The organism is Yersinia sp. Marseille-Q5920, assembly GCF_946902935.1.
Classification (GTDB): domain Bacteria; phylum Pseudomonadota; class Gammaproteobacteria; order Enterobacterales; family Enterobacteriaceae; genus Yersinia; species Yersinia rochesterensis.
Map to the genome: position 1 here is coordinate 201583 of NZ_CAMPQA010000005.1, position 24489 is coordinate 226071.

The following is a 24489-nucleotide window of genomic DNA, read 5'->3' on the forward strand; positions in this document are numbered from 1 at the left end:
CATTACACTGAGTAAAGTGTGTGATATACCTACTTAAGGTAGCGGTGTGAGTTTTGATAGCTGGATAGTTTTGATAGCTGGATAGTTTTGATAGCTAAATAGTTTTGATAGCTAAATAGTTTTTATAGGCTAAATAGTATCAAAACCGTATTCCAATAAAGAGTAAGGCTTTTTCTATGACCGCGCGGCTTTTCACAACACAACTCGATATCGACAGCTCAGCTCAACCTGTCCGGGTCTCTATTAAAGGGGATTGGGTGCTGGCGCATTACCGTGATTTAGAACCGGTCGTGGCGCAGTTTCGCACTAATCCGCCCCCATCAGTGGTCTTTGATCTCAACCAATTGGGCGCTTTGGACACTGCGGGTGCCACTTTATTAGCCTTGCTGCTGGGTGAGGCGCGCATCAGCCATCTGCGTGAACTGGCCCCTAAGTTGCCAGAAGAACGCCGCATTTTGCTGGAAACAGTGAGCCGTGTTTTGCCGGATTTAGCCGCCGAACCATCAGAAAAATCGCCGTCATTTTGGCTTGAGTTATTGGCGAATACCGGCCGGTCGGTGGACAATTTATGGCAAGATATCAAATCGTTGCTGGGTTTTGTCGGCCTGACACTTGAGGCCTTATTTAGCACTATTTTCCGGCCCTCACGCTGGCGCATGACTTCGCTGATTGCCAATATTCAACAAATTGGCCTGAATGCAGTTCCCATCATTATGCTGCTGACTTTTCTGGTCGGGGCGGTTATTGCTTTCCTCGGGGCCACGGTATTAACCACTTTTGGTGCGGGTATTTTCACCGTCGATTTGGTGGTGTTTTCTTTTCTGCGCGAGTTTGCCGTGCTGCTCACCGCCATTTTGATGGCAGGGCGTACCGCCAGCGCCTTTACGGCTGAAATCGGGCTGATGAAAGCCAATGAAGAAATCGACGCCATCCAAACTCTGGGGTTAAATCCGGTGGAGTTATTGGTGTTGCCGCGAGTCTTGGCGTTGTTGATTTCACTACCGATGTTGACCTTTATTGGCATGGTTTGCGGCATTTTTGGCGGCATGGTGGTTTGCGCTTTAGCACTCGATATTTCACCCACCATGTTCCTCTCGATTATGCAAAACAGTAATGGATTGCAGCATTTTCTGGTGGGGATAAGCAAAGCGCCCATTTTCGCCTTCCTGATTGCGATTATTGGTTGTCTTGAAGGGTTCAAAGTCACTGGCAGTGCTGAGTCTGTCGGGGTGCACACCACCACCAGTGTGGTGCATTCTATCTTTGTGGTGATTTTGCTTGATGCCGTCGCAGCGCTATTTTTCATGGAGATGGGATGGTGAGCCAAATAACCCAAGACCCAATCATTCAAATTCGTAATCTGGTTAACAGCTTTGGCCCACAGTGTGTGCATCAAGATCTCAATCTTGATGTGCAGCGCGGCGAAGTTCTTGGTGTTGTTGGCGGGTCAGGCACCGGTAAGTCGGTGTTGTTGCGCAGTATTGTCGGGTTACGCCGCCCAACCGCCGGGCAGATTCATGTATTTGGCCAGGATTTAATGACATTATCGGGCTTGGCCCGTTCCCAGGTTGAGCGCCGATTTGGTGTATTATTTCAACGCGGCGCATTATTTAGCTCTTTGACGGTGACGGAAAACGTGGCCTTGCCACTCATCGAAAATGCGGGCTTGCCGCGTGGCGAGGCCGAGCGGTTAGCGCAAGTTAAGTTGGCATTGGCGGGGTTACCGCCGGGGGCCGGCAGCAAATATCCCGCTTCACTGTCGGGCGGGATGGTCAAACGCGTTGCTTTGGCCCGCGCGTTGGCATTAGACCCGGATATTCTATTTCTCGATGAGCCGACGGCGGGCCTTGATCCTATTGGTGCAGCGGCGTTTGACAGTTTGATCCGCACCTTGCGCGATGCACTCAATTTGACGGTATTTCTGGTCACTCACGACCTGGATACGCTCTATACCCTGTGTGACCGCGTGGCCGTGTTGTCACAAAAGAAAGTGTTGGTGGTGGATACCTTGGATAATGTGGCTGCAACTGATGATGATTGGATTCAAGCGTATTTTCATGGCCCACGTGGGCGAGCTGCTTATCAGGCGGCGGCAGCGATTAATAGCGAAGAGAGGTTGTAAATGGAAACCCGTGCTCACCATGTTGTCATTGGTTTGTTCACTCTCATTGTGGTCAGCGCCGCACTGTTATTCTGCCTATGGCTGACCAACGCCGGTTCTAATCGCCAGTTCAAGCTATACGATATCGTCTTCAATGAGCCGGTGAGCGGGCTGTCTCAGGGCAGCATCGTGCAATACAGTGGCATTCGGGTGGGCGAAGTAATTCAGTTGCGTTTGGACAGCGAAAACCCCAATAAGGTTTGGGCGCGTGTTCGTGTGTCTGCTTCGACGCCTATCCGCGAAGATACTCAAGCCCGGCTGACAGTTGCAGGAATCACTGGCACCTCAAATATTCAATTTAGTAGCAGCACCCCGTCAAGCCCGCTATTGGAGGGTGAAAATGGCGAAATTCCTGTCATTATCGCCACCCCGTCACCGATGAGCCAATTGCTGGCTAATGGTGAGAATTTCATGAGTAACGCCAATGAAGTGCTGATGCGGTTGAACCAACTACTGGCGCCTGATAATCAAAAGCGACTTATCACCACGTTGGATAATCTCGCGCTTGTCACCCAGACTGTCGCTGATCAACGCCAAGATATTCGCACCATGCTGCAACAGCTAGCGCAAGCCAGCAAACAGGCCAATGAGACACTGACACAAACCAACCGCTTACTGCGCAATGCCAATGGCTTGATGGACGGGCAGGGCAAACAACTGGTTAATGATGCCGCTAAGACCATGGCATCATTGCAAAATACCAGCATTATCCTTAATAAATTGGTCAGTGAAAATCAAACTTCACTCAATAATGGTATGCAAGGGATGAATGAATTGGGGCCAGCTGTTGATGAATTACGCAGAACATTAGCGACATTGCGAGCTGCCGTTTCCCGTTTGGAAGAAAACCCTGCGGCTCTGCTGCGTGGTCGTGAAAGAACACAGGAGTTTACGCCTCGATGATATCTCTGAAGATAATGCGCTTTGCGGGCCGCCGCATCGGGCTGTTGATGTTATCCACGCTGGCGATGTTACTGTCAGCTTGCACTATTTTACCGACTGCGCCGATATCCCAGGTTTATCTGCTGCCGGTACCCCCAGCGGCAAATGCACCGCGCGCGCAGACAGTGAATTGGTCACTGCGGGTTTCACAACCGGCGACCAACCAGTTTATTAATAGCTCGCGTATTGCTGTTCAGCCCGAGGGGCAGGAAATTGCAGTCTACAAAAATTCGCGTTGGACTGATCCCGCGCCTATTTTGGTGCGTAATCGCCTGATTCAAGAATTCCGCACTGATGGCCGAATTCCCGCCGTCAGCAGTGATGATGATAGTCTTCAAGCTGATGTGGAGTTGAGTGGCGACTTATCGGCATTTCAGGGCGTGTATCAAGCGGGTAACAGTGAAGTATTGATCCGTTTTGATGCCCGGCTGGTGAGGATTTCAGATCGCAGAATTATGGCGACTCGCCATTTTGAAGTTCGCCAGCCTATTAACGGTGCGCAGATGAATGAAGTGGTGGCGGCCTTTGGCTTGGCAAGTGATCAGTTGGCCTCACAGGTATTGAACTGGACACTGCAACAGTCTCCTCAGTAATTGTCTTCTCAGTTAAAGGGTTATCTTCATCTCAAATATACCCTAAATAATTCGAGTCGCAGGAAAGCGGCAAGAGAGTAAATCCCCAGGAGCTTACACAAGTAAGTGACTGGGGTGAACGAAGGTAGCCAACGCACATGCAGCTTGAAGTATGACGGGTATATGTCAGGTTAAGTAAAGTCCGACAGTTATATTGACTGACTAATAATCATCTGTTGCAAAATAACTGACCGCAGTTACAAAAATATATCTTATGTCAAATAAGTGTTGATTTTATATTTAATAATGTTTGACTATTGCTCTATGAATTGAGCAAAAGGGAATCATTATGCTTTGGAAAAATACCAAGGAGCAGTTTGGCCGCATCACTATTAGTGTCCACTGGCTGGTGGCATTAACAGTATATTCACTGTTTGCGCTTGGTTTATGGATGGTGACTTTAGGCTACTACGATGGCTGGTATCATCAGGCGCCAGAGATACATAAAAGTATTGGCTGTATATTATTTGCTGTAATGTTATTTAGGGTCATCTGGCGCTTTATTTCGCCACCCCCAAAGCCATTATTAAGTTATAGCCGCTTTACACGCGTTAGCGCGTTATTAGCGCATCTGGTTTTATATATTGTTTTATTTTGTATTATGTTTAGTGGTTATTTAATCTCGACGGCTGATGGGCAATCAATCAATGTGTTTGGCTGGTTTGCTGTTCCTGCCACATTAACGGGTTTACCTGATCAAGCTGATACCGCTGGTACCGTACATCTTTATCTGGCCTGGGCTGTTGTAGTGCTTTCACTATTACATGGACTCGCCGCAATTAAACACCATGTTATTGATGGTGATATTACCCTCAAACGGATGCTGGGACGTAGCACCGATTAACCAACTGTATTATGGAGAATTAAGCATGTTTAATAAGACCCTCTTGGGCCTGACTGTAGGCGCACTGATGTTTACCGCAGGTAGCGCTGTAGCCGCCGAATATAAATTTGATAAAGAAGGTCAACACGCCTTTATTGAGTTTCGGATTAAACACTTAGGCTATAGCTGGTTATATGGCAGTTTTAATGATTTCGATGGGTCTTTCACTTTTGATGAGAAAGATCCTGCGGCTGATAAAGTCAATGTGGTGATCAACACTAATAGCGTTGATACCAATCATGCTGAGCGTGATAAACATCTGCGCAGTAAAGAATTTCTGAATGTCAGTAAATTCCCACAGGCGACATTTGAGTCTACCGAAGTGAAGAAAAATGCCGAAGGCTATACTGTGGTTGGTAATCTGACATTAAATGGCGTCACTAAACCAGTGACCTTGGAAAGTAAACTAACTGGGCAGGGTAATGACCCATGGGGCGGTTATCGTGCCGGTTTTGAAGCTAATGGTAATATTAAACTGAAAGACTTTAATATCACCACTGACTTAGGCCCAGCTTCACAGGAAGTTGAACTTATTCTGTCAGTCGAAGGTGTTCGGGTTAAATAACCTTTGTTGCTTTATTTGAAGGAGCCTTTGGCTCCTTTTTTATTGCTCATGTTATAGTCAATAATCGCTATTTTATTTTGGGTGAGTTAAAAAAAGGCCCTTTATTGACAGAATCTCTGATGAGTAATTCAGATTGGAATATATTTTCATTTGATAAATATCCGCCATCTAGCATGGATATCAGCCGATTAATGACTTCATTTATCATGCCACTGACGGGGTCTTTAATACTGGATAATGGCGGGAGCAGGAAAGGTGCAATAGGAATATTATCAAACCCAATGATGGAAATATCCTCAGGGACTTTTAAACCGGCTTCATTTAATTTCTTCATCGCCCCAATGGCCATATCATCATTACTGGCGATAATTGCGCTGAAAGGTAACTGACTGGTTAATAAAGACTCAATCGCCGTTGCACCACTTGCTGGTGTCCATTTGCCTTGCACGATAAGTTTATCTTGAACTGGCAGCGAAAATTCAGTTAATGCTGCTTTATATCCAGAAAGCCGCTCAATGGCAGTAGGTGAATCAAGTGAACCCGTAATAAAGGCGATATCATGATGACCTTGGTCAATAAGATATTTAGTTGCATTATAGCTCGAGCCTTTATGATCACAGAAAATGCAATGGCTATGATTTTTTCGCAGTTTTCTGTTAACCACCATAATCGGCTGTTTATATTTATCAATAATCAGATCCATAGCATCAACAGTTAAAAACCGGGGATAAATGATTATGGCATCACAGCGTAAATCGAGGAGAAATTGAATGGCATCTTGTTCTTCTTCCGCACTGTGTTTCCCATCAACCAGTACCAACTGACGGCCATTATTTTCTAATTTTTGCGCTGCCTGAGACAGTATTTCATTAAAGTAACTGCCGTTATACAGGGTATTGGTTACCACTAATCCGATGCATTCGGACTTGTTTGTCGCCAGATTTCTCGCCAGTAAATTTGGCCGATATCCAGTCTCTTCAATCGCTTTAAAAACCTGATTTTTAGTTGCATCACTGACATAGCCTTTGCCCGACAAAACCCGCGAAACAGTGGCTTTTGAAACACCGGCTTTCTTTGCCACTTCTTGCATTGTAGACATAGGCCCTTCCTGACACGTTGAAATTATTGTCATTCTATACTCTTCGCCCTTGAAATTGCAGAAGAGTTAGCGGCATTCGTGACTTGGCCGTCGCTGCGAACCATACCCGTTTGCAAGATTCTGATATCGATCACCATCACAGAATTAAAATAGAATAAATTCATCTATTGAATTTTACCTCATATTTTAAGATTCTCATGTGGAACCGGTTACCTATGTGTCAGGGAATGGCTAGTGACAACACCTTTCCGGTCAATGAATAATGTATAACTATATGAATTTAATGGCTAACTGTGGATTTGTGGCGATGGGGAATTTTATCTCAGCACAGAAAGGACACTTAGCTCGGCGCGTGCCATTACGGGGAGTTGTTACTCATGTCAAAAAATTATGCCGCAGTATCACAGCAAATCGTTGATGCTATTGGTGGGGCCAATAATATCGGGGCTGTGACTCATTGTATGACGCGTTTACGCTTTGTACTCAATGATGCAAGTGCGGTTGATTTGGCTAAGTTGAAGGCTATAACCGGTGTGCTGGGTGTAGTACATAGTGAGAATCAGTGCCAGGTTATCATTGGCAATAATGTGAGCTATGCCTTTGCTGAAGTGATGAAACTGCTCCCGGAAGGCGCATTACCGGCAAACGCGCTGCCCCAGAAGAATAAAATCACCTTAAAGCGAATAGGGGCAGGGATACTGGATGCATTGATTGGCACCATGTCACCTTTGATTCCTGCCATCATCGGCGGCTCCATGGTGAAACTGCTGGCGATGATACTGGATATGACCGGCATCTTTGAGAAAGGCTCATCAACTCTCATTATTCTCAATGTCATTGGTGATGGTGCTTTCTTCTTCCTGCCAGTGATGGTGGCGGCTTCTGCGGCGATAAAATTCAAAACCAATATGTCGCTGGCTATCGCTATTGCCGGGGTATTGGTTCATCCAGCCTTTATTGATTTAATGGCAAAAGCCGCGCAAGGCCAACATGTTGAATTTATGGGCGTAACTGTCACTGCGGTGAAGTATACCTACACGGTTATCCCGGCACTTTGTATGACTTGGTTGCTGTCTTATATTGAGCGATGGGTTGACCATATCACTCCTGCAGTGACTAAAAACTTCCTTAAACCGATGCTGATCGTGCTGATTTCAGCGCCTATTGCCATTATGTTTATTGGGCCATTGGGAATATGGATTGGTAGCGGCATTTCTTCTTTGGTCTATACCGTTCATGATTATCTGGGTTGGCTCTCTGTGGCGATTATGGGCGCGCTCTGGCCATTATTGGTCATGACTGGCATGCACCGTGTCTTTACGCCGACCATTATTCAGACCATTGCCGAGACAGGGAAAGAGGGCATGGTGATGCCATCGGAAATTGGTGCAAATCTGTCATTGGGCGGCTCATCTCTGGCGGTTGCCTGGCGCACCAAAAATCCGGAGTTGCGGCAAACGGCGTTGGCCGCCGCAGCTTCAGCGATTGTAGCGGGTATCTCTGAACCGGCACTTTATGGAGTGGCGTTGCGGCTCAAACGCCCATTAATCGCCAGCCTTATCAGTGGATTTATCTGTGGCGCGGTGGCCGGAATTGGCGGGTTAGCTAGCCATTCCATGGCTTCGCCTGGGTTATTTACCAGTGTTCAGTTCTTCGATCCGGCTAATCCAATGAGTATTGTATGGGTGTTTGGCGTCATGGTTCTGGCAATAGTTATCTCTTTCGTCACGACACTTTTACTGGGATTTGAAGATATTCCTGTTGAAGACAGTGTAGGTGGCAGCGCCGATTCTACTGACCCTGCTGTTTCGCACAGTGCAGTAAAAATTAACTAAATGAAGAGGTATTGAATGTCAGTATCAACATTTCCCGACGGTTTCTTATGGGGCGGCGCATTAGCCGCAAACCAGGCCGAAGGTGCTTGTTTTGAAGGCGGAAAAGGGCTGACGACGGTAGATATGATCCCTCATGGGCCACACCGTTTGGCCGTAAAGTTAGGGCAGGAAAAGCGTTTTACCTTAAGAGATGATGAGTTTTATCCAAGCCATCAGGCAATTGATTTTTATCATCGCTATAAAGAGGATATCGCATTAATGGCGGAAATGGGATTTACCGTATTCCGTACATCTATAGCATGGAGCCGGATTTACCCTAATGGTGATGAAATGGCACCTAACACCGAGGGTATTGCTTTTTACCGCGACCTCTTTAATGAATGTAAAAAGTACAATATTGAGCCGCTGGTAACATTATGTCACTTTGATGTTCCCATGCATCTGGTGACGGAATATGGCTCGTGGCGTAACCGAAAAATGGTTAAATTTTTCACCGACTATGCCCGAACATGCTTTGAAGCTTTCGATGGTTTGGTGAAGTATTGGCTCACATTTAACGAAATTAATATTCTTCTCCATAGCCCATTCTCTGGGGCGGGATTAGTGTTTGAGCCGAATGAGAATCAGGAACAAGTCAAATACCAAGCCGCCCATCACGAACTGCTCGCCAGCGCATTAGCGACCAAAATTGCTCATGAGGTCAATCCTGAAAATCAGGTAGGTTGCATGCTGGCAGGAGGGAACTTTTACCCACGAACCTGTAAACCCGAAGATGTTTGGGCGGCGCTGGAAAAAGACCGCGAAAATCTATTTTTCATTGATGTGCAAGCCCGTGGAGCTTACCCCGCTTACACAAAACGCCTTTTCAGGGAGAAAGGTATTTCAATTACCACACAAGAGGGGGATGACGACATTCTTAAACATACAGTAGATTTCGTCTCCTTCAGCTATTACGCCTCGCGCTGTGCTTCGGCGGATATGAATGAACATAACAGCAGCGCCGCTAATATTGTTAAATCCTTGAAAAATCCCCATATTCAGGTCAGTGAATGGGGATGGGGAATTGATCCTTTAGGGTTACGCATCACCATGAATATGATGTATGACCGCTACCAGAAGCCACTTTTCTTAGTTGAAAATGGGCTGGGTGCTAAAGATGAAATTAACCCGCAGGGTGAAATTGAAGACGATTACCGTATTAGTTATTTACGTGAACATATTAAAGCCATGGGTGAGGCCATTGATGATGGTATTCCGGTCATCGGATATACCTCATGGGGATGTATTGATCTGGTTTCCGCCTCTACCGGGGAAATGAGCAAACGCTATGGTTTTATCTATGTTGATCGCGATGATTTGGGAAAGGGTTCCTTAGCGCGTAAGAAAAAGAAATCTTTCTATTGGTATAAAAAAGTTATTGCCAGTAATGGTGCTGATTTGAGTTAAATAATTCGCCGGGAATGACGTCTATGACTTATATTCCCGGCAATGCATTTTATTCGAATACAGCAGTATTTTTATTATTAGTTTTTGATGTGTTACTCGCTACGATCGCGTGTCGAGCCTTTCTTCAAGTTGATCATAAAATCCATAAATGCAGTTCGCAATGGGGTAAATATCGGGTGTTTACGATTCTCCATCATCGTTTCCGAAAACAGCTTCAGACCTAATGCAAATGCGGCTGTTTTCTCTTTACCAAAGTCTAAGTCTTCGTGCGCCTGTAACCGCTCGATGATGCCGAGGATCTCATCGTGATTCTCGGCTTCGAATGTTACCGGGGCTTTATCTATGGCTTCACCTTTGCGATCAGTCAGTGGCTCAATGGTGATCCTATAGCGATATCCCGGCATTAGTTTTTCTCCGCTTCTTGAGTCTCTGCCGCCTTGGGTTCTAACTCTTTTTCAATGGTTTCTACTGCCGTCAATAATGCTGCATTAATATGCTCAACCTGTTGTGGCGTCACATCTGAGCGCATCATACTGCTGCGTAGAATGTGGCGTAAACGGTGCATGGCCTCAGAAATCCCTTCAGCCAGGTTTCCCTCTGGGCGGCGATTTACCTGCGCCAGTCGTGAAAAAATAACATCAACCATCTGTTGGTTTTGCTGCAATTCAGCTTTCCCAGCATCCGTGATTTGGTAGCTTTTACGCCCATTGCCAGTTGCAATTGGGGTAACAAAATCCTGTTCTTCTAACAGAGTCAGAGTGGGATAGATAACACCTGGGCTTGGAACATATAATCCTGAGGATGCCTCTTCGATAGCTTTAATCAGTTCGTAGCCATGGCAGGGCTTTTTATCAAGCAGTGCTAGCAGGACAACCCGCAAATCACCATGTTCAAACAGGCGATGCATTTTTTCGCCACGCCCACGTCTGCCGCCTCTTGCGGCTTCGGTTGTTTCTGTTGCCATAGAGTGGCGACCGCCGCGATGCATTCTTTCGTTGCGATGGTGCTGCCCTTCATGGTGTTCTCCACCACAATGATGACCACGTTTTGAAAAACCAAACATAATGAATCTCCTTTAGATATATCGAAACAATTTCGATATATCTAATTTATATCGATATATCGAAATTGGCAAGAGGAGGATGTGAAAAAGATATATCTAAATGAGTTTTTTATCAGAATAACTGGAGGGGATTGTAAAATTGGGGGGATGGGACGGTGCGATGGAGCAGAACCATGACACAATTTTTCAGTCGCCATTCCGTTTTAGACTAAAACTGAGAGTAATGATCGATTGAATCATCAAGAATTGTCTCTATTTTTATGGGTTTTAATAAAACCTTGAGTACAATTTTTCTGGTTAGTATAAAATTAAATTTTTCTTTTGCGGTCATTTGCAGATAGATATAGGTATTTCGACGATATTAGGATTGTCGTTTTCAATTAACACAAAAGGACTCTTGGATGTTTAAAAAACTTTTCTTTCTTACTCTGTTATGTGCGGTATCCGCTACAAGTTTCGCTGCCGAACCTGTTCGCCCTGAAGTTGCTGATTCTGTTAAGGCCTGGCAAGGCAATGAAGGTATTGAAGTTTGGACATTGCGTTATGGCCCTCGCTCTGAAAATAAGGCATTAGTACAGATAACAAATGCCGACCATGATTGGGATAAGAAAATTCAAATTATGGATGTTGAGAAGAAAGACGATCGCAGTGACTATAGTGTCAATGTTAATGGGAAGAAAATTGTAGTTTTGATCATTAATAACAATAACTTAGGGAAATTATATTTACCTGGCGAGAAAGGCGACCATCCTATTATGTATAGTGAATTGCTTTCTAATGAGGGCAATGCGCAATATTTCCTGAGTGATTTTCTCAAGCAGGAAACTAAGCCGCAATCATAGGCGGTGCTAGCAAATCCCCTTGCTCCGCAGAACCGCACTGGGCAAGGGGAAAACAGCTGGTTAAGCTATTAGCTTTTCTTCACAAACTCAGATTTCAGCTTCATTGGGCCAAATCCATCAATTTTACAATCGATATTGTGGTCACCTTCAACCAGACGGATGCTTTTCACTTTGGTTCCGATCTTCAGAGTTGAAGAGCTGCCTTTTACTTTTAGGTCTTTAACAACAGTTACCGCATCACCGTCAGCCAGTAAATTACCATTGGCATCACGCACCACCAGGCCTTCATCGGCTGCTGCAGAATCGCTATTTTCCGACCACTCATGACCACATTCTGGGCAATTTAATTTTTCCCCTTCCTGCCATGTATATTCAGAACTACACTTCGGACAGTTTGGTAAACCCATCACGCTAACCTCTTGAAATTAAAATTAATAAATATAAAAAAGTGACAAATAACAGGCTATTGTATTGATATTCACCTGTTCTACACATTTTATCACATTAAAGGATAGGTTTGTCATTGTCCCTATGCGGATAGCCAAGGAATAACGTAATGCTGTTCAGAATACGCATGACCTGAACGCCCAAAATCCCAGCCTTGGCTTCACGGAGCATACAGATGATCTGTTTTTACTTAACTGATGAGTGTCATTGACCCATGACAAGGCAGTCGGGGTGGCTCCACTTTATAATCAAGGCCATTTATTTTCTCAGTGGTATGAAAGTATGGCTTATCAACTTAACCTTAATTGGCCCGAGTTTTTAGAGAAATATTGGCAAAAACAGCCAGTTGTATTAAAAAATGCCTTCCCGAATTTTGTCGATCCGATTACGCCGGACGAGTTGGCGGGCTTAGCAATGGAAGCTGAGGTAGATAGCCGTCTGGTCAGCCATACAAATGGCCAGTGGCAGGCGAGTAATGGGCCATTTGAGCACTTTGATAATCTAGGTGAAACCAACTGGTCACTGTTGGCTCAGGCGGTTAACCACTGGCATGCCCCCTCTGCTGAATTAGTTCGGCCGTTTCGTGTGTTACCAGATTGGCGTTTAGACGATTTGATGATTTCCTTTTCTGTCCCTGGTGGCGGAGTTGGGCCGCATATTGATCAATATGATGTGTTCATTATCCAAGGGATGGGCAGCCGCCGTTGGCGGGTTGGCGATAAGCTACCGTTAAAGCAGTTTTGCCCACATCCGGCACTGCTGCATGTTGAGTCATTCACCCCCATTATTGATGAAGATTTAGCGCCGGGCGATATTTTATATATTCCACCGGGCTTCCCACACGATGGTTTCACTCACGAAACGGCGTTTAACTACTCGGTGGGTTTTCGCGGGCCAAATGGGCGGGATTTAATCAGCAGTTTTGCTGACTATGCGCTGGAAAACGATCTTGGTAATGAGCATTACAGCGACCCTGATTTAACCTGTCGAGAACATCCAGGCCGGGTTGAAGAATATGAACTCGACCGCCTGCGTGGGATGATGATCGAGATGATTAATCAACCAGAAGACTTTAAGCAATGGTTTGGCCGCTTTGCAACGACACCGCGCCATGAGTTGGACATTGCTCCGGCGGAGCCGCCTTACGAGCCGAAAGAGATTGTCGACGCCCTGACGGATGGTGAAGTCTTGACTCGCCTTAGTGGGCTGCGGGTTCTACAAGTGGGCGACAGTTTCTTTATCAATAGTGAGCGGTTGGAAATCTGTGACTCTACAGCCGCTGATGCGCTGTGTCGCTATACTATTCTCGGCAAGGAAGAGCTGGGTGAGGCACTCCGTAATCCGGCTTTCATTGCGGAGTTAACTGAGTTGGTTAATCAGGGATACTGGTTCTTCGACGAATAATTATATTTTTAATAGCGGTTTTCGAAAGCATATATTATGAGCCAATTCGGAAGCCGCACCCTACCTATGCCCGTTAGCGGGTATCCAGCCAGTCCCCGATAAATCATCAAAAACGCATGATTATTTAGAGCAAGATATTGCCTTGTTTATTAGGCTATTACCTTGATACGTGGCAGAATATAAAAAGTAATGATTCCCATTTCACCTGAGATGACAAATACATAAATATGGATCGCTCCCGTATACTCAAATTTCTATTACCTTACTTGTGGCCTAAAAATAACTCGAAACTCCGGTATTACCTGATTGCCGCCGTCATATTTATGGTGGTTTCTAAGGTCAGTACCACACTTGTGCCTCTTGCTTACAGGACGATGATCGACACATTAAGCAGTGAAAATGCCAAGATGATGGCTATCCCCATCACCTTAATAATTGCTTATGGGGTCGCGAGAGTTAGTGCCTCCCTATTCGAAGAATTGCGTAACGTGATGTTTGTGCACGTCAGCCAGAATGCGACTCGATTACTTGGTTTACGGGTATTTAAACAATTACATGAACTAAGTTTGCGTTTTCATCTGGACAGGCAAACCGGCGGGTTATCTTTATCTATTGAACGCGGTACACAAGCGGTTGCAACAGTGCTTTCCCGCATTTTGTTCTCTATATTCCCCATTTTATTTGAGATAACCCTGGTCTCTCTTATCATGTGGCATTTGCTAGATGGCTGGTTTGCTGTCGCCATTCTGGCGACAGTGGCATGCTATATCCTATTTACTGTTGTGGCGGTTAGTTGGCGAACCCGTTTTCGGCGTGAGCTAAATCAAGCTAATTCAGACGCTAACACCAAGTCTATCGACAGCCTGATAAATTATGAAACGGTAAAATATTTTGGTAATGAAGAGTTTGAAGCTGAGCGCTTTAATACTTCGCGCCAACTGTATGAATATGCTGCAATTAAAAATCAGTTCAGTTTTACGGCGTTAAGTCTCGGGCAGACGGCAATTATTTCCATCGGGTTGGTGGTGATGATGGCCATGGCGGCGCAAGGTATCACACAAGGCCGTATGAGCATTGGTGATTTTGTGTTGGTAAATGCTTACCTTCTTCAGCTGTACCAGCCGCTCAATTTCTTTGGGTTTATTTATTCTGAGATCAGACAAGCATTGATTGATATGGAGAATATGCTCGATTTGTTGATGGTGGAAAAAGAGATTACTGATCGCCCTGATGCGCCGGCTTTACATCTTACAAAGGGGGAAGTGCGGTTTGACTCAGTCAGTTTTGGTTATGATCCGCGTAGACCTATTCTGAATAAAGTGAGTTTCACTATCCCTGCGGGCAAAACAGTGGCGGTTGTTGGCGCATCGGGAGCCGGAAAATCAACACTATCTCGTCTATTATTCCGGTTTTATGATGTCACTGATGGCGCGATTTATATTGATGATCAAGATGTCCGCAATGTAACTCAAGCAAGTTTACGTGAGGCTATTGGCATCGTGCCGCAAGATACAGTGCTCTTCAATGACACGCTGCGTTATAACATTGCTTACGGCAGAACTTCTTCCAGCTTTGCAGAAATAGAACGCGCGGCGAAACTGGCCCATATTCATGATTTTATCATTAGTTTGCCAGATGGTTATGACACGCGAGTAGGGGAGCGTGGGCTTAAGTTATCAGGGGGTGAGAAACAGCGAGTGGCGATTGCGCGCACTATTCTTAAAAACCCAGCTATTTTGGTTTTTGATGAAGCGACCAGCGCGTTAGATACTCATACTGAGCGCGAAATTCAGGCCCACCTGCGCGAAGTTAGCCGCGACCATACTACTCTGGTCATTGCTCACCGCTTATCCACCATTATTGATGCCGATGAAATTATTGTGATGGAAGCGGGCTCAATAGTTGAACGTGGGCGGCATGAGGCGTTATTGCTGAAAAATGGCCAGTACGCGGCCATGTGGCAGAATCAATATCATGAAGAGGAGCAACTTGCACCATAGCTCTTTGTTTTTAAAGGCTATTTAAAAGAGTGCATAAAGATGAGTGTGCACTCTTTTCGCTGATATTGATTGATTTGTGGAACCAGTCGCCTGAAATGCTCTGAAGCGCAATGTATATCTAATGCCGCTTGGTCTGGCCATTCTTCGATAAAAATAAAGTTGCCGGGATCTTTATGATCGATAAATAAATCATAGGAAATACATAGTGGCTCAAGTTTTGTTCTTTCCACTAATTCTTTATAGAGTGGCGTGACATCACTGATGTGCTCAGGTTTTATAAAATCTTGTGCAATGACTTTTAACATAGGTCTAATAGCGCTAGGCTCCGGTAAAATGCGTGTAAGCGAATACTACCAGCGCAATCGCGATCATAATCATCGTCGTTTTTCTCATTTCAATTCTCGTTATAAATGATGAGTTTCAAGTTGGCTAGCCAAACGATAACGTAAATCCCGCTAAAAAACAGCTATCCGCGACAAAATATCCAGTTTCAGGGTAATGTCAGTAAAATCAATCAAGTCACACAGGGCGGGGCTCTTACAGGAGATGAATCCTGTTTAAGTTGATATTGATCTCATTTTTAATATAATTATTTGTGTTAACTTTCATGATGTGCATTGTCACATAAGGGGGATAATATGTCAGCACTTGAGAAACTCGTTTCAGCATATTGCCATACCAGCCTAGACTTTGTGGCATCCACGGTTGCTTTTATGGAAAACCAAAAAAAGAAAATAAATGTTGATGAAATTGAAGCGAAACTTTCGCCGGATGAATGCGATTTCTTCCAGGAGAGATTAGCTCATTACAGAGATATATACCGACCTCAGTGATCATGCGGCGGTTTTGTCCTGCATTCGACATTAAATAAGCCGCCTGATGGCGGCTTATTCTATTATAAAAATAGAATCTATGAAGATAGGGCGCTCTTATGCTTTCTTGGTAGCAAGAATGACACTTGATGCTCTAAATAATGCAGTGACTTCACTTCCTACCGATAGCGCCATTTCTTCCAGGCTTTCATTGGTGGCTGAACCGTCAACAATGGCATGGACTGTTCCAAATAACTGGTTTCGTGCAGAGGTAGACATCGTATTCCCTCATGGTCATGTCAAATTGACATCGTGCCAGACGAGATTCCAGCCCGACCCCCCATCTGACCAAATACACTTACAGGAGTACAGGCGTGATGCCCATGTGTCACAGAAAAAATGGATATGTGTTAGCGATGAAATAAATCAAAATGAGATAAAGCGCGACGTATATTTATTGAGTAATAAAATCCGTGATAACAGCACTGATGCAGCAAATACGGATAACAGCAGTGTGAACCTCAATGTGACATCCGATAAGTTATATGCGCTGGCGATGAAATAGAAAATTCCATCATGCAAAATATAAACCCCAATCATGGATGGGCTGATATAGGCTAATGTTTTCTTTATCCATTCATGTTTAGTGTCAAAGTTATCAAATATGACAAATAAGCATAAACTCAGTATTAAAACATGTAGGTTATCGAGGAAATAGCTGGCATTTACTGTTTTATAGACATACATCGACATAAAACTTTCATAGAAATACATGGAAACTGCTGTCGGGATAAGAAGAACTTTTGCTGCAAGACGTACTCTCGGCATTTTGGTTATTCTTTGGCAAACTTTGGAGCAAAGGAACCTGCCGGTCATATAATAGAAGATCCACGTCCATAATCTAAAGTATTGCGGAAAATCAATTAGGTAGGGTTTTTCACTGAATGCACTGATTAAATCGATAGAAACAGAAAATATAACCAAGCATGAGAGGGTTATGATTGCTGTTCTGTTACTTTTTAATATCTTAGAGATTATTGGGTTGATTAGATAAATAATAGCAATACTGAATAAAAGCCAACTTTGCAGGAAGTAACCCCGCTTGAAGCCATCTTCGTTGATAAAGTAGAAAAGCACGTTCCAGAAAATAATAATAGTTATTATAGATTTTAACTTTCTGAGTATATCTGCCTGATCTATCTCATCATTTGAGTCGATATAACCAATAATCATAAAGAAAAGTGGGGTTGCGATGATCGATAAAAAGTACAGAACGCCCATCACTTCTCCACCGAGAAAACACTGTTCAGTACAAGTTTTACTGGCAGAATAAAAGGTAACGGCAGAAAAACAGCTTAATGTTTTCAGCGCATGTAAACCGACGTTTCTCATAAAGTTGTTTGGCTTAAAATAAAGTTAAACGAGATATCCAGCTTCAGATAACGTAGGTATAGCATTAGAACCTTCCTGTTTAGGCTACTAATTTCTCACTATTTTTACATATAATCCCATTGCTGTCACGTCTGGTAGACTTAAAGCTAAATAAACAACTAAGAAATATTCTTTTTAGAAAAAGACGTTTCCTACACTCTCCGGTGTTGACATCCTATATATATCCTCGTTCCCTTATGGTTTACTGCAAAGTAAGGTGTGTTCTGGGCTATCTACATAATTTCTAATAGCTTTTATTTCATCACAAATAGATGTGAGTTAACAATTCATAGGGTGCTGAAGCACTAGCGGGTGTAGCCAATATGATAAGCTGTATGATCGTTGATAACGACAAATATCAAACGTTGGGTATGGTAACCATCGTAAAAAAGATATTTACATCGTTAGGGTTTAAAAAAGAGATTAAATTCTATCGTAAAGCATTTTATTCAGCAGATATCATTTTTATTGGAGTTGATGAGTTTAGTTTTTTTGATGCTCTAAAACGTCTGGATAAAGCGCCTTCAGAAGCAGATGTTTTTTTAATTTGTGATTCCCGATTGAATAGCTTTTTACAGGGTATCCCAAGGTTCAGTAATGTCACGATGATCTTCAGAGAAGACTCCATCGATACTGTTACCAACAAGATTTCAACTGTTTTTAAACGTAAGGTTCGCGGACTTAAAGAGAGTCTAACTGAGCGAAAATCCCCGAAAGTATTAAGTCAGCCATCGTCAGAGCGACAATATTTGACGCCTAATGAAAATATCGTATTGAAATTGTTCAATGAAGGATTTTCGGGCGGGGATATCGCCAGAATTTTGAAAAAGAGTGAGAAAACAGTTAGTGGGCAAAAACGGTCTGCCATGAAAAAGCTGGGTGCCCGTACTGATGTTGAGTTAATTAAAATGTTTATGTTCAAATAGTTAATATGAAAATGGACTGAATTTTGGTTGCTTTTTCCGTCGACACCAGAGAATACCAAAGGGATTTTCTTGTGCTAGCGGGCAGGGATGCCAGCTTCAAAACCCTGGGGAGCCCCCCAAACAGCCCCAAAGTTATTTGGGGCTGTTTATGGGTTGCGATGCCGCGTTATTTCAGTAAAAAACAGACTAAATACTCTTCAACTTGGCAATCGTACTGTCGATATCAACCTCATGCTCAGAGAATGTGTAGGTGGTATTTTGGAACGTAGTTATTGATAACATTTTCAATGGCACGGTTTTTTCTGAAATATCTTCTTCCTGCGGCCGAATTTTATTCATCAGTAAGTTGACTGAAAGGATGGTGTTGGCTTTATCGATCTCAGCCTGCGCAGGAACTTCTTTAGTAAAGGTATTGAATGATTTGATACTGGTGAGTTTGATTCTCTCATTAGCAATGAATATGTATTTGCTCTCAATGGCCACTTTCACTGCAAATGCGGATAACCCTTTAGTATTGGTTGTCGGCTCGAAAGTGACTTCCGCGCCTTTTTTGATCATCTCGGGATTAGCAACTTTAATAACGTGAAAATAACGGTTATCTCCGTTCTCATCGGTGATAAAACCAAAACCTTTATCTTCAAAAAAAGTTGTTATTCTACCGTTCATCATGCATCTCATATTAGCGTATCCAATGGGTAAGTATAATACAGGTGAATCGCTTTCAGATACAGTCTGGTACTTTCTTTGAGCCCTTTAGGCTGTGTTGTAAAAGAAAAAAATATGGATTTCTGTGCTAGTAATTGAGCAGAAAAGATGGCTTTTTCACTTTTTATCTAATTTTTGTGATCTCTACCGTGGACAAAAAACGGTTCTATTGCTGTACTGTATTGGACACACATTTTGTGTCCAACATTCACGTAAAGGTAAGTTTGATGTCTAAGATTAAAGGTAGCGTTAAGTGGTTCAATGAATCTAAAGGTTTTGGCTTCATTACCCCAGAAGATGGCAGTAAAGACGTTTTCGTTCATTTCTCAGCCATCGCTAGCAACGGTTTCAAAACTCTTGCTGAAGGCCAGCGTGTAGAATTTGAAATCACGAACGGTGCCAAAGGGCCATCTGCTGCTAATGTTATCGCTATCTAAGTAGCCAATATTTCTTAAAACCCGCCTCATTCTTATCAGGCGGGTTTTTTATTTCTAGCCCCGAGGGAATTAACTAAAAGAGATATGCCTTTAAGAAAGCGGCGGTGATCAATAGGCAAAAAATGACTGCCAGCCATTCGGTTCCTGTTTTAGGTAAACTAAACATGGGATTTATCCAGCACATCAGTCACCCCAGCGGTTAACTGTTCTTAACTAAATAATTATCCAGTCTGTAGATTAATAAAACATTAAGACTATGTAAAAAATAGTGCTGTCATGCCCGCGCTTATTGACCCGCAAAGTAATTAACTAATATGAAAGCCAGCATAGTCATAGCCAGTGAACCGGCCAGATTAAGTGCAACTGTACCAGCAGCCCACGCTAATTTCCCATCCTGAAGTAAATAGACAACTTCAACTGAAAAGGTTGAAAATGTCGTCAGGCCACCGCAGAAACCCGTGGTAATCAGTAATTTCCAAACGGGGTCAATGTGTGTGATTCGGGTGAATAGTGCTAATGTCAGGCCGATAATAAAAGCGCCAACCAAGTTTACAATAAGCGTACCCACGGGGATATTGGGTGAAAAACTGTTTAGCTTCATACTGACTAGCCAACGAGCGACGCTACCCACTCCACCACCAATAAATACTGCCAGTAATGTATTAAACATAAACACCTTTCTTTAGAGATGACACTATGCCGGTACTTTGCCGTTATTTAGCTTGCCAGTTCAATGCGGTTACGGCCATTGTCTTTTGCCAGATACAGCGCAGAGTCGGCGGCTTTTAGCCATTGCTGATAGTTAATCATATCGTGTCGGTAATCTGCGATACCAGCACTGACTCTAAGCTGTAAGGATGGAGCGTGGGTAAAAACTAAATCAGCCAGTTTTTCCTGAATTCGCATTAATACTTCCCGTGTTTGTTCTGCCGTAGTATTAGGCAAAATAGCACCGAACTCATCCCCACCGTAACGGCCAACAATGTCGATGGCCCGCAGCCCTAGCAATAATTCTTCGGCAAGAACAGTAATAGCTTCATCACCCACGGCATGACCAAAGGTATCATTAATCGATTTGAAGTTATCAATATCAAGTAAAATAAGTGTGGCACCCTGTTGGTAGCGTCGGCAACTATCAAATTGATTATGTAGTTGATGTTCCCAATGCCTGCGATTATAAAGCCCGGTTAATCCATCCCTAACACTAATACGCAATAACTCTTCTTTATTTTCGGCCAGGCGTTTTGCGGTTCGGTAGGTGACTAATCCAAGTAGGGAGGGGTAGATAATTATCATCGGTAGACAGGCATAGACCTGGAGTGGCGAGGTTTCAGGTTTAAAGGGTAAATTAAATATCCATGCAGTCAGTAAACTACAGGCAATCTGCAATGCAAGGCCTTTGCAAAAAACGTTTTTCCCGCCAGAAGCAATATTGTTCATGCTCATCATTGAAAGAATCACGACGGACGGCAGAGCATTGAATGACATTATTGCGACCCAGACACCACCCAGTGCTGAGTCTATTTTCATATTTATGATTTCTTGTTCAAACGGTTGTTCAGAGCGTGTAGCCAATAGGTATGAAATATGTGGCCAGACTAATCCATTAAGGGCGAGCATGAACCAAAGCCATAATGGAGCATTCTGGGTGTAGAGTACTGAGCCGACACAAAACATACCAACGCCTAAGCCAAATACGCGAGGTAAATAAGTCCTTTTAGCAAAACTTAACCCAGATCTGCGGGTGTTTATTCTACTTGAATAAGGCAATTGGCGATTCCCTCGTTGTTTCTGCTTTGGGGGGATGTTAACGGCAATGTCTCATCCGGAATGAGTCAAAATAAGTGAGAAAAGACTCTGAGTAAATCATAGTTCACTAACGAAATCTGTTACATATTACTCTTGTTTTAATCGGCAATTTATTCGTAAATAGCCCATGTTTTAATAAACAGTGCTAATCAAGAAGGTGCGTATGGAAGGTCTCAGTATTACCAAATTATTGGTAGTCGGCATATTAATTGTGTTGTTGTTTGGTACCAGCAAACTGCGCACACTGGGTGCTGACTTAGGTGCGGCCTTGAAAGGCTTTAAAAAAGCCATGGGCAATGATGATGCTCCGCCAGCCAACACGACCGCTGAGTCTAAAACAGCAACAGAAGCCAAACCGCCGATCGAGCATAAAGACTGATTATGCTTGCTTGGCTGCCATTTCGGTTGCTATAGAAGAATGATCATGAATTAGCCGGGGTCTTATCGGCAATTCTTCTGTGGTTGATAATGGAAACAGGCTGAAAATTAAAAACGGATCTCCAATGGAAATCCGTTTTTGATTATTTATTATTTAAGGTGTAATAAAATATTTCATCCAAATTAACCTGAGCATTTATTCAGGCCAATTTGCTTATTTTACTTCCAACCCTTTTGCTTGTAAGTCTGCATGGTAAGAGGAACGCACAAATGGGCCACAAGCTGCATGAGTGAAGCCCATTGCCATTGCTTCTGCTTTCATCTCATCAAACTCTGCCGGGCTGACATAGCGCTGTACCGGTAAATGGTGGCGGCTCGGCTGTAAATACTGCCCTAGTGTCAGCATAGTGACGCCGTGGCGGCGTAAATCATGCATCACTTCCACGATTTCGGCATTGGTCTCACCTAAGCCCACCATTAACCCAGACTTGGTAGGAATCTCTGGATGAGCTTCTTTGAAGCGCTCCAATAATTTAAGCGACCATTCATAGTTAGCCCCTGGGCGAACCTGACGATACACCCGAGGAACGTTTTCCAGGTTATGGTTAAACACATCCGGTGGAGTTACCGTCAAAATATCTAATGCGCGATCCATACGACCACGGAAATCAGGCACTAGCGTTTCTATTTTAATTGTTGGATTCTTGGCTCGAATTGCTGAGATGCAATCTGCAAAGTGCTGAGCACCACCATCACGCAAATCATCCCGGTCGACAGACGTGATAACGACATAGCGCAGACCCATATCTTTAATAGTCTGAGCCAGTTTTTCTGGCTCATTGGCATCCGGTGTGACCGGGCGGCCATGGGCAACGTCGCAGAATGGGCAACGGCGAGTACAAATTGCCCCGAGGATCATAAATGTCGCGGTACCGTGGTTAAAGCACTCCGACAGGTTAGGGCAGGAGGCCTCTTCGCAAACCGAGTGCAGACCATTTTTACGCATTGCAGCCTTGATACCCTGAATGCGGCTGGAGTCAGCAGGAAGCTTGATTTTCATCCACTCGGGTTTGCGTAGCAGCTCTTGGCGTTCGGTAACCACGGTTTTAATCGGGATTAACGCCATTTTATCTGCGTCGCGGTATTTGACGCCGCGTTCCATCTGAATCGGTTTACTCATAATCGTACAGGTTCCAGTTCTGAATCTCTCAATTTGAGATTTTTTATTAAATTCAACAGGATGTGGCGTTCGTTAAAAAATTTTTGAAAATTGTTTAAAAATTATATCATCTTTAGCCCGTCCCATTCAGCCCCCAATTTTGTAGGCGTTTGTAAATGGGATGCTATAGGGCGTTTGAATACCACATATTGACAGTTATTGAGCTATTGGGTACCAACAGGTAAATAGTCCGCCAATGCCCAGGATTGCTGTTCTGCCGGTGAATAGCCTAATTCACGGGTAAACTCGCGCACTAATATGGGTTGGATATCGGCAATAGTGGTACCCGTTTTTAGCGCACTGACCTGGGTCATTTGCATGCCGGCGTAACCACATGGATTGATGCGCTGGAATGGCTCCAAATCCATGGCAACATTGAGTGCCAGACCGTGAAATGAACAGCCTCGACGAATACGCAGGCCCAATGAGCAAATTTTTTGTTGGCCAACATACACACCGGGAGCATCCGGGCGAGCCCGTGAATTAATGTCAAAATGAGCCAGAGTCTCAATGACAGTATTCTCAATCGCGGTGACTAATTGCCGCACGCCCAATTTGGCGCGCTTGAGGTCAATCATGATATACATGACTTGCTGACCGGGGCCATGGTAGGTGACCTGACCCCCTCGGTCACTCTGGATAACCGGAATATCTCCGGGCACCAGAACATGTTCAGCTTTTCCTGCCTGACCCTGAGTAAAAACGTGTTGATGCTCAACCAGCCAGATTTCATCTGCGCTGCTATCGGTGCGAAACTCAGTGAAATTATGCATGGCTTGAGATACGGGGGCATAGGGTTGTAACCCTAGCTGGCGTAAAATGATCTTGTGTTGTTGCAAGCGAGGCATCATCTGGTTACAGAAATGGTGGCGTCAGTATACCAGCCCAGCAGTGAGGAGCCACTGTTTTGGCGATTGAAAGAGATAGTTTGGTGATTGAAAGAATAATTTAGAGATAAAAATAAGGCCCGAAAGCTGAGTCAGCAGTTCGGACCATAGGTGAAAAGGCAGTATTGGAATAGCGCTACAGCACCATTCTGACCAGTTCCAGGTTACCTAATTCTTCATACAGCGTTTCCACCTGATCAATATGGGTCGCTGTGATAGTGATGGAAACGGAGTGATAGTTGCCTTTGCTGCTCGGTTTTACTTCGGGGGTATAATCGCCCGGAGCATGGCGCTGTACCACTTCAACCACCTGGTTAACCAGTTGAGGTTCAGCAATGCCCATGACTTTGTAGGTAAAGGGGCAAGGGAACTCAAGCAGTTCATTCAGTTTAGTTTTCATGTGCGCTCCTGGGGTTGACGGACAGTTTGTTGTCGGAAAAATTATTGCCGGATAGGTATTAAGATAACAATAAAAATTTCCGACTATAAAATTATAACTCCCGCCGAGGCGGGAGTTTGACATTATTTATAATATGGGACTTATTTGTGGTTTTTCAAGCTAGGGC

27 protein-coding genes and 1 pseudogene are annotated in these 24489 nt (G+C 44.0%); 15 read left to right on the forward strand and 13 right to left on the reverse strand.

The features are described from left to right. The first annotated feature begins 176 nt into the window (after window positions 1-176). The 6 genes from OVO64_RS09335 to OVO64_RS09360 all read left to right on the forward strand — a co-directional run bounded on the left by OVO64_RS09335 (window position 177) and on the right by OVO64_RS09360 (window position 5183). Window positions 177-1322 carry an MlaE family ABC transporter permease gene (locus tag OVO64_RS09335; RefSeq protein ID WP_038634861.1) on the forward strand — a complete coding sequence of 382 codons (1146 nt, stop codon included), beginning with the start codon at window positions 177-179 and terminating at the stop codon, window positions 1320-1322. Next, entirely contained in the window at window positions 1316-2122 is an 807-nt protein-coding gene (locus OVO64_RS09340; RefSeq protein WP_038634858.1) for an ABC transporter ATP-binding protein, read from the forward strand. The genes OVO64_RS09335 and OVO64_RS09340 overlap by 7 nt, the downstream gene beginning before the upstream one ends. Next, on the forward strand, window positions 2123-3064 hold the full coding sequence (locus OVO64_RS09345; RefSeq protein WP_038634855.1) for an MlaD family protein: 942 nt from the start codon (window positions 2123-2125) through the stop codon (window positions 3062-3064). It begins immediately after the preceding gene. Further along, window positions 3061-3696: an ABC-type transport auxiliary lipoprotein family protein gene (locus OVO64_RS09350; RefSeq protein WP_038634852.1), complete on the forward strand. Its 636-nt coding sequence runs from the start codon at window positions 3061-3063 to the stop codon at window positions 3694-3696. The genes OVO64_RS09345 and OVO64_RS09350 overlap by 4 nt, the downstream gene beginning before the upstream one ends. A 328-nt stretch (window positions 3697-4024) precedes the next feature. Continuing rightward, entirely contained in the window at window positions 4025-4579 is a 555-nt protein-coding gene (locus tag OVO64_RS09355) for a cytochrome b (protein WP_038634849.1), read from the forward strand. Window positions 4580-4604: 25 nt separating this feature from the next. Beyond that, on the forward strand, window positions 4605-5183 hold the full coding sequence (locus OVO64_RS09360; RefSeq protein WP_038634846.1) for a YceI family protein: 579 nt from the start codon (window positions 4605-4607) through the stop codon (window positions 5181-5183). Window positions 5184-5250: 67 nt separating this feature from the next. Here the strand turns inward: OVO64_RS09360 and OVO64_RS09365 are convergent, their stop codons facing one another. Then, window positions 5251-6282 (reverse strand): LacI family DNA-binding transcriptional regulator, encoded by a 1032-nt coding sequence (locus OVO64_RS09365; protein WP_038634843.1) that lies wholly within the window; start codon window positions 6280-6282, stop codon window positions 5251-5253. Window positions 6283-6659: 377 nt separating this feature from the next. Here OVO64_RS09365 and ascF point away from each other — a divergent pair, with 377 nt between their 5' ends. After that, window positions 6660-8117 (forward strand): PTS cellobiose/arbutin/salicin transporter subunit IIBC, encoded by a 1458-nt coding sequence (gene ascF / locus OVO64_RS09370; RefSeq protein ID WP_038634840.1) that lies wholly within the window; start codon window positions 6660-6662, stop codon window positions 8115-8117. 15 nt (window positions 8118-8132) lie between these two features. Next, the gene (locus OVO64_RS09375; protein WP_038634837.1) at window positions 8133-9563 is read left to right on the forward strand and encodes a 6-phospho-beta-glucosidase; all 1431 of its coding nucleotides are present in this window, start codon (window positions 8133-8135) and stop codon (window positions 9561-9563) included. A 92-nt stretch (window positions 9564-9655) separates the two neighbouring features. On the opposite strand, the gene OVO64_RS09380 is transcribed toward OVO64_RS09375, so the two are convergent. Next, window positions 9656-9967, reverse strand: a complete 312-nt coding sequence (locus OVO64_RS09380; protein WP_038634834.1) for a DUF3861 domain-containing protein — start codon at window positions 9965-9967, stop codon at window positions 9656-9658. Next, entirely contained in the window at window positions 9967-10626 is a 660-nt protein-coding gene (locus OVO64_RS09385; protein WP_038634832.1) for a PadR family transcriptional regulator, read from the reverse strand. The genes OVO64_RS09380 and OVO64_RS09385 overlap by 1 nt, the downstream gene beginning before the upstream one ends. Window positions 10627-11027: 401 nt before the next feature. Here OVO64_RS09385 and OVO64_RS09390 point away from each other — a divergent pair, with 401 nt between their 5' ends. Beyond that, complete coding sequence (locus OVO64_RS09390; protein ID WP_038634830.1) at window positions 11028-11468, forward strand: hypothetical protein; 441 nt, start codon at window positions 11028-11030, stop codon at window positions 11466-11468. Between the two features lie 68 nt (window positions 11469-11536). On the opposite strand, the gene OVO64_RS09395 is transcribed toward OVO64_RS09390, so the two are convergent. Continuing rightward, the gene (locus OVO64_RS09395; RefSeq protein ID WP_162472775.1) at window positions 11537-11878 is read right to left on the reverse strand and encodes a zinc ribbon domain-containing protein YjdM; all 342 of its coding nucleotides are present in this window, start codon (window positions 11876-11878) and stop codon (window positions 11537-11539) included. 319 nt (window positions 11879-12197) lie between these two features. On the opposite strand from OVO64_RS09395, the gene OVO64_RS09400 reads away from it, so the two are divergent. Both OVO64_RS09400 and OVO64_RS09405 read left to right on the forward strand, forming a co-directional pair. After that, on the forward strand, window positions 12198-13319 hold the full coding sequence (locus OVO64_RS09400; protein ID WP_038639658.1) for a cupin domain-containing protein: 1122 nt from the start codon (window positions 12198-12200) through the stop codon (window positions 13317-13319). 227 nt (window positions 13320-13546) lie between these two features. After that, window positions 13547-15319, forward strand: a complete 1773-nt coding sequence (locus tag OVO64_RS09405; protein ID WP_038634823.1) for an ABCB family ABC transporter ATP-binding protein/permease — start codon at window positions 13547-13549, stop codon at window positions 15317-15319. 17 nt (window positions 15320-15336) lie between these two features. On the opposite strand, the gene OVO64_RS09410 is transcribed toward OVO64_RS09405, so the two are convergent. Further along, window positions 15337-15624 carry a putative quinol monooxygenase gene (locus OVO64_RS09410; protein ID WP_038634821.1) on the reverse strand — a complete coding sequence of 96 codons (288 nt, stop codon included), beginning with the start codon at window positions 15622-15624 and terminating at the stop codon, window positions 15337-15339. Between the two features lie 333 nt (window positions 15625-15957). Between OVO64_RS09410 and OVO64_RS09415 the strand changes: the two genes are divergently transcribed. After that, on the forward strand, window positions 15958-16152 hold the full coding sequence (locus OVO64_RS09415) for a glycogen synthase (RefSeq protein ID WP_038634818.1): 195 nt from the start codon (window positions 15958-15960) through the stop codon (window positions 16150-16152). 96 nt (window positions 16153-16248) lie between these two features. Here OVO64_RS09415 and OVO64_RS20615 read toward each other — a convergent pair. Together OVO64_RS20615 and OVO64_RS09425 are read right to left on the reverse strand one after the other, a co-directional pair. Further along, window positions 16249-16401: pseudogene (locus OVO64_RS20615) on the reverse strand (transporter); the annotation flags it as partial. A gap of 156 nt (window positions 16402-16557) precedes the next feature. After that, entirely contained in the window at window positions 16558-17523 is a 966-nt protein-coding gene (locus OVO64_RS09425) for an acyltransferase (protein WP_038634812.1), read from the reverse strand. A 374-nt stretch (window positions 17524-17897) separates the two neighbouring features. Here OVO64_RS09425 and OVO64_RS09430 point away from each other — a divergent pair, with 374 nt between their 5' ends. Further along, window positions 17898-18488: a helix-turn-helix transcriptional regulator gene (locus OVO64_RS09430; RefSeq protein ID WP_145509479.1), complete on the forward strand. Its 591-nt coding sequence runs from the start codon at window positions 17898-17900 to the stop codon at window positions 18486-18488. Between the two features lie 186 nt (window positions 18489-18674). Here the strand turns inward: OVO64_RS09430 and OVO64_RS09435 are convergent, their stop codons facing one another. After that, window positions 18675-19154 carry a cold-shock protein gene (locus OVO64_RS09435; RefSeq protein WP_038634807.1) on the reverse strand — a complete coding sequence of 160 codons (480 nt, stop codon included), beginning with the start codon at window positions 19152-19154 and terminating at the stop codon, window positions 18675-18677. Window positions 19155-19420: 266 nt separating this feature from the next. Between OVO64_RS09435 and cspE the strand changes: the two genes are divergently transcribed. Further along, window positions 19421-19630 carry a transcription antiterminator/RNA stability regulator CspE gene (gene cspE / locus OVO64_RS09440; protein WP_002210315.1) on the forward strand — a complete coding sequence of 70 codons (210 nt, stop codon included), beginning with the start codon at window positions 19421-19423 and terminating at the stop codon, window positions 19628-19630. 286 nt (window positions 19631-19916) lie between these two features. Here cspE and crcB read toward each other — a convergent pair whose 3' ends face one another. After that, window positions 19917-20300, reverse strand: coding sequence for a fluoride efflux transporter CrcB (gene crcB, locus OVO64_RS09445; RefSeq protein ID WP_038634804.1), 384 nt, complete (start codon window positions 20298-20300; stop codon window positions 19917-19919). 47 nt (window positions 20301-20347) lie between these two features. Next, window positions 20348-21400, reverse strand: coding sequence for a diguanylate cyclase (locus OVO64_RS09450; protein WP_071841731.1), 1053 nt, complete (start codon window positions 21398-21400; stop codon window positions 20348-20350). 202 nt (window positions 21401-21602) lie between these two features. Here OVO64_RS09450 and tatA point away from each other — a divergent pair, with 202 nt between their 5' ends. Then, window positions 21603-21818 (forward strand): Sec-independent protein translocase subunit TatA, encoded by a 216-nt coding sequence (gene tatA / locus OVO64_RS09455; RefSeq protein ID WP_038634802.1) that lies wholly within the window; start codon window positions 21603-21605, stop codon window positions 21816-21818. A 213-nt stretch (window positions 21819-22031) separates the two neighbouring features. Here tatA and lipA read toward each other — a convergent pair whose 3' ends face one another. The 3 genes from lipA to ybeD form a co-directional block, all read right to left on the reverse strand. Further along, window positions 22032-22997: a lipoyl synthase gene (lipA, locus tag OVO64_RS09460; RefSeq protein ID WP_032819853.1), complete on the reverse strand. Its 966-nt coding sequence runs from the start codon at window positions 22995-22997 to the stop codon at window positions 22032-22034. Window positions 22998-23200: 203 nt separating this feature from the next. Further along, window positions 23201-23887 (reverse strand): lipoyl(octanoyl) transferase LipB, encoded by a 687-nt coding sequence (gene lipB, locus OVO64_RS09465; protein WP_050291453.1) that lies wholly within the window; start codon window positions 23885-23887, stop codon window positions 23201-23203. A 172-nt stretch (window positions 23888-24059) separates the two neighbouring features. Continuing rightward, the gene (ybeD, locus tag OVO64_RS09470; protein WP_005158389.1) at window positions 24060-24323 is read right to left on the reverse strand and encodes a DUF493 family protein YbeD; all 264 of its coding nucleotides are present in this window, start codon (window positions 24321-24323) and stop codon (window positions 24060-24062) included. Between the last annotated feature and the right edge of the window lie 166 nt (window positions 24324-24489).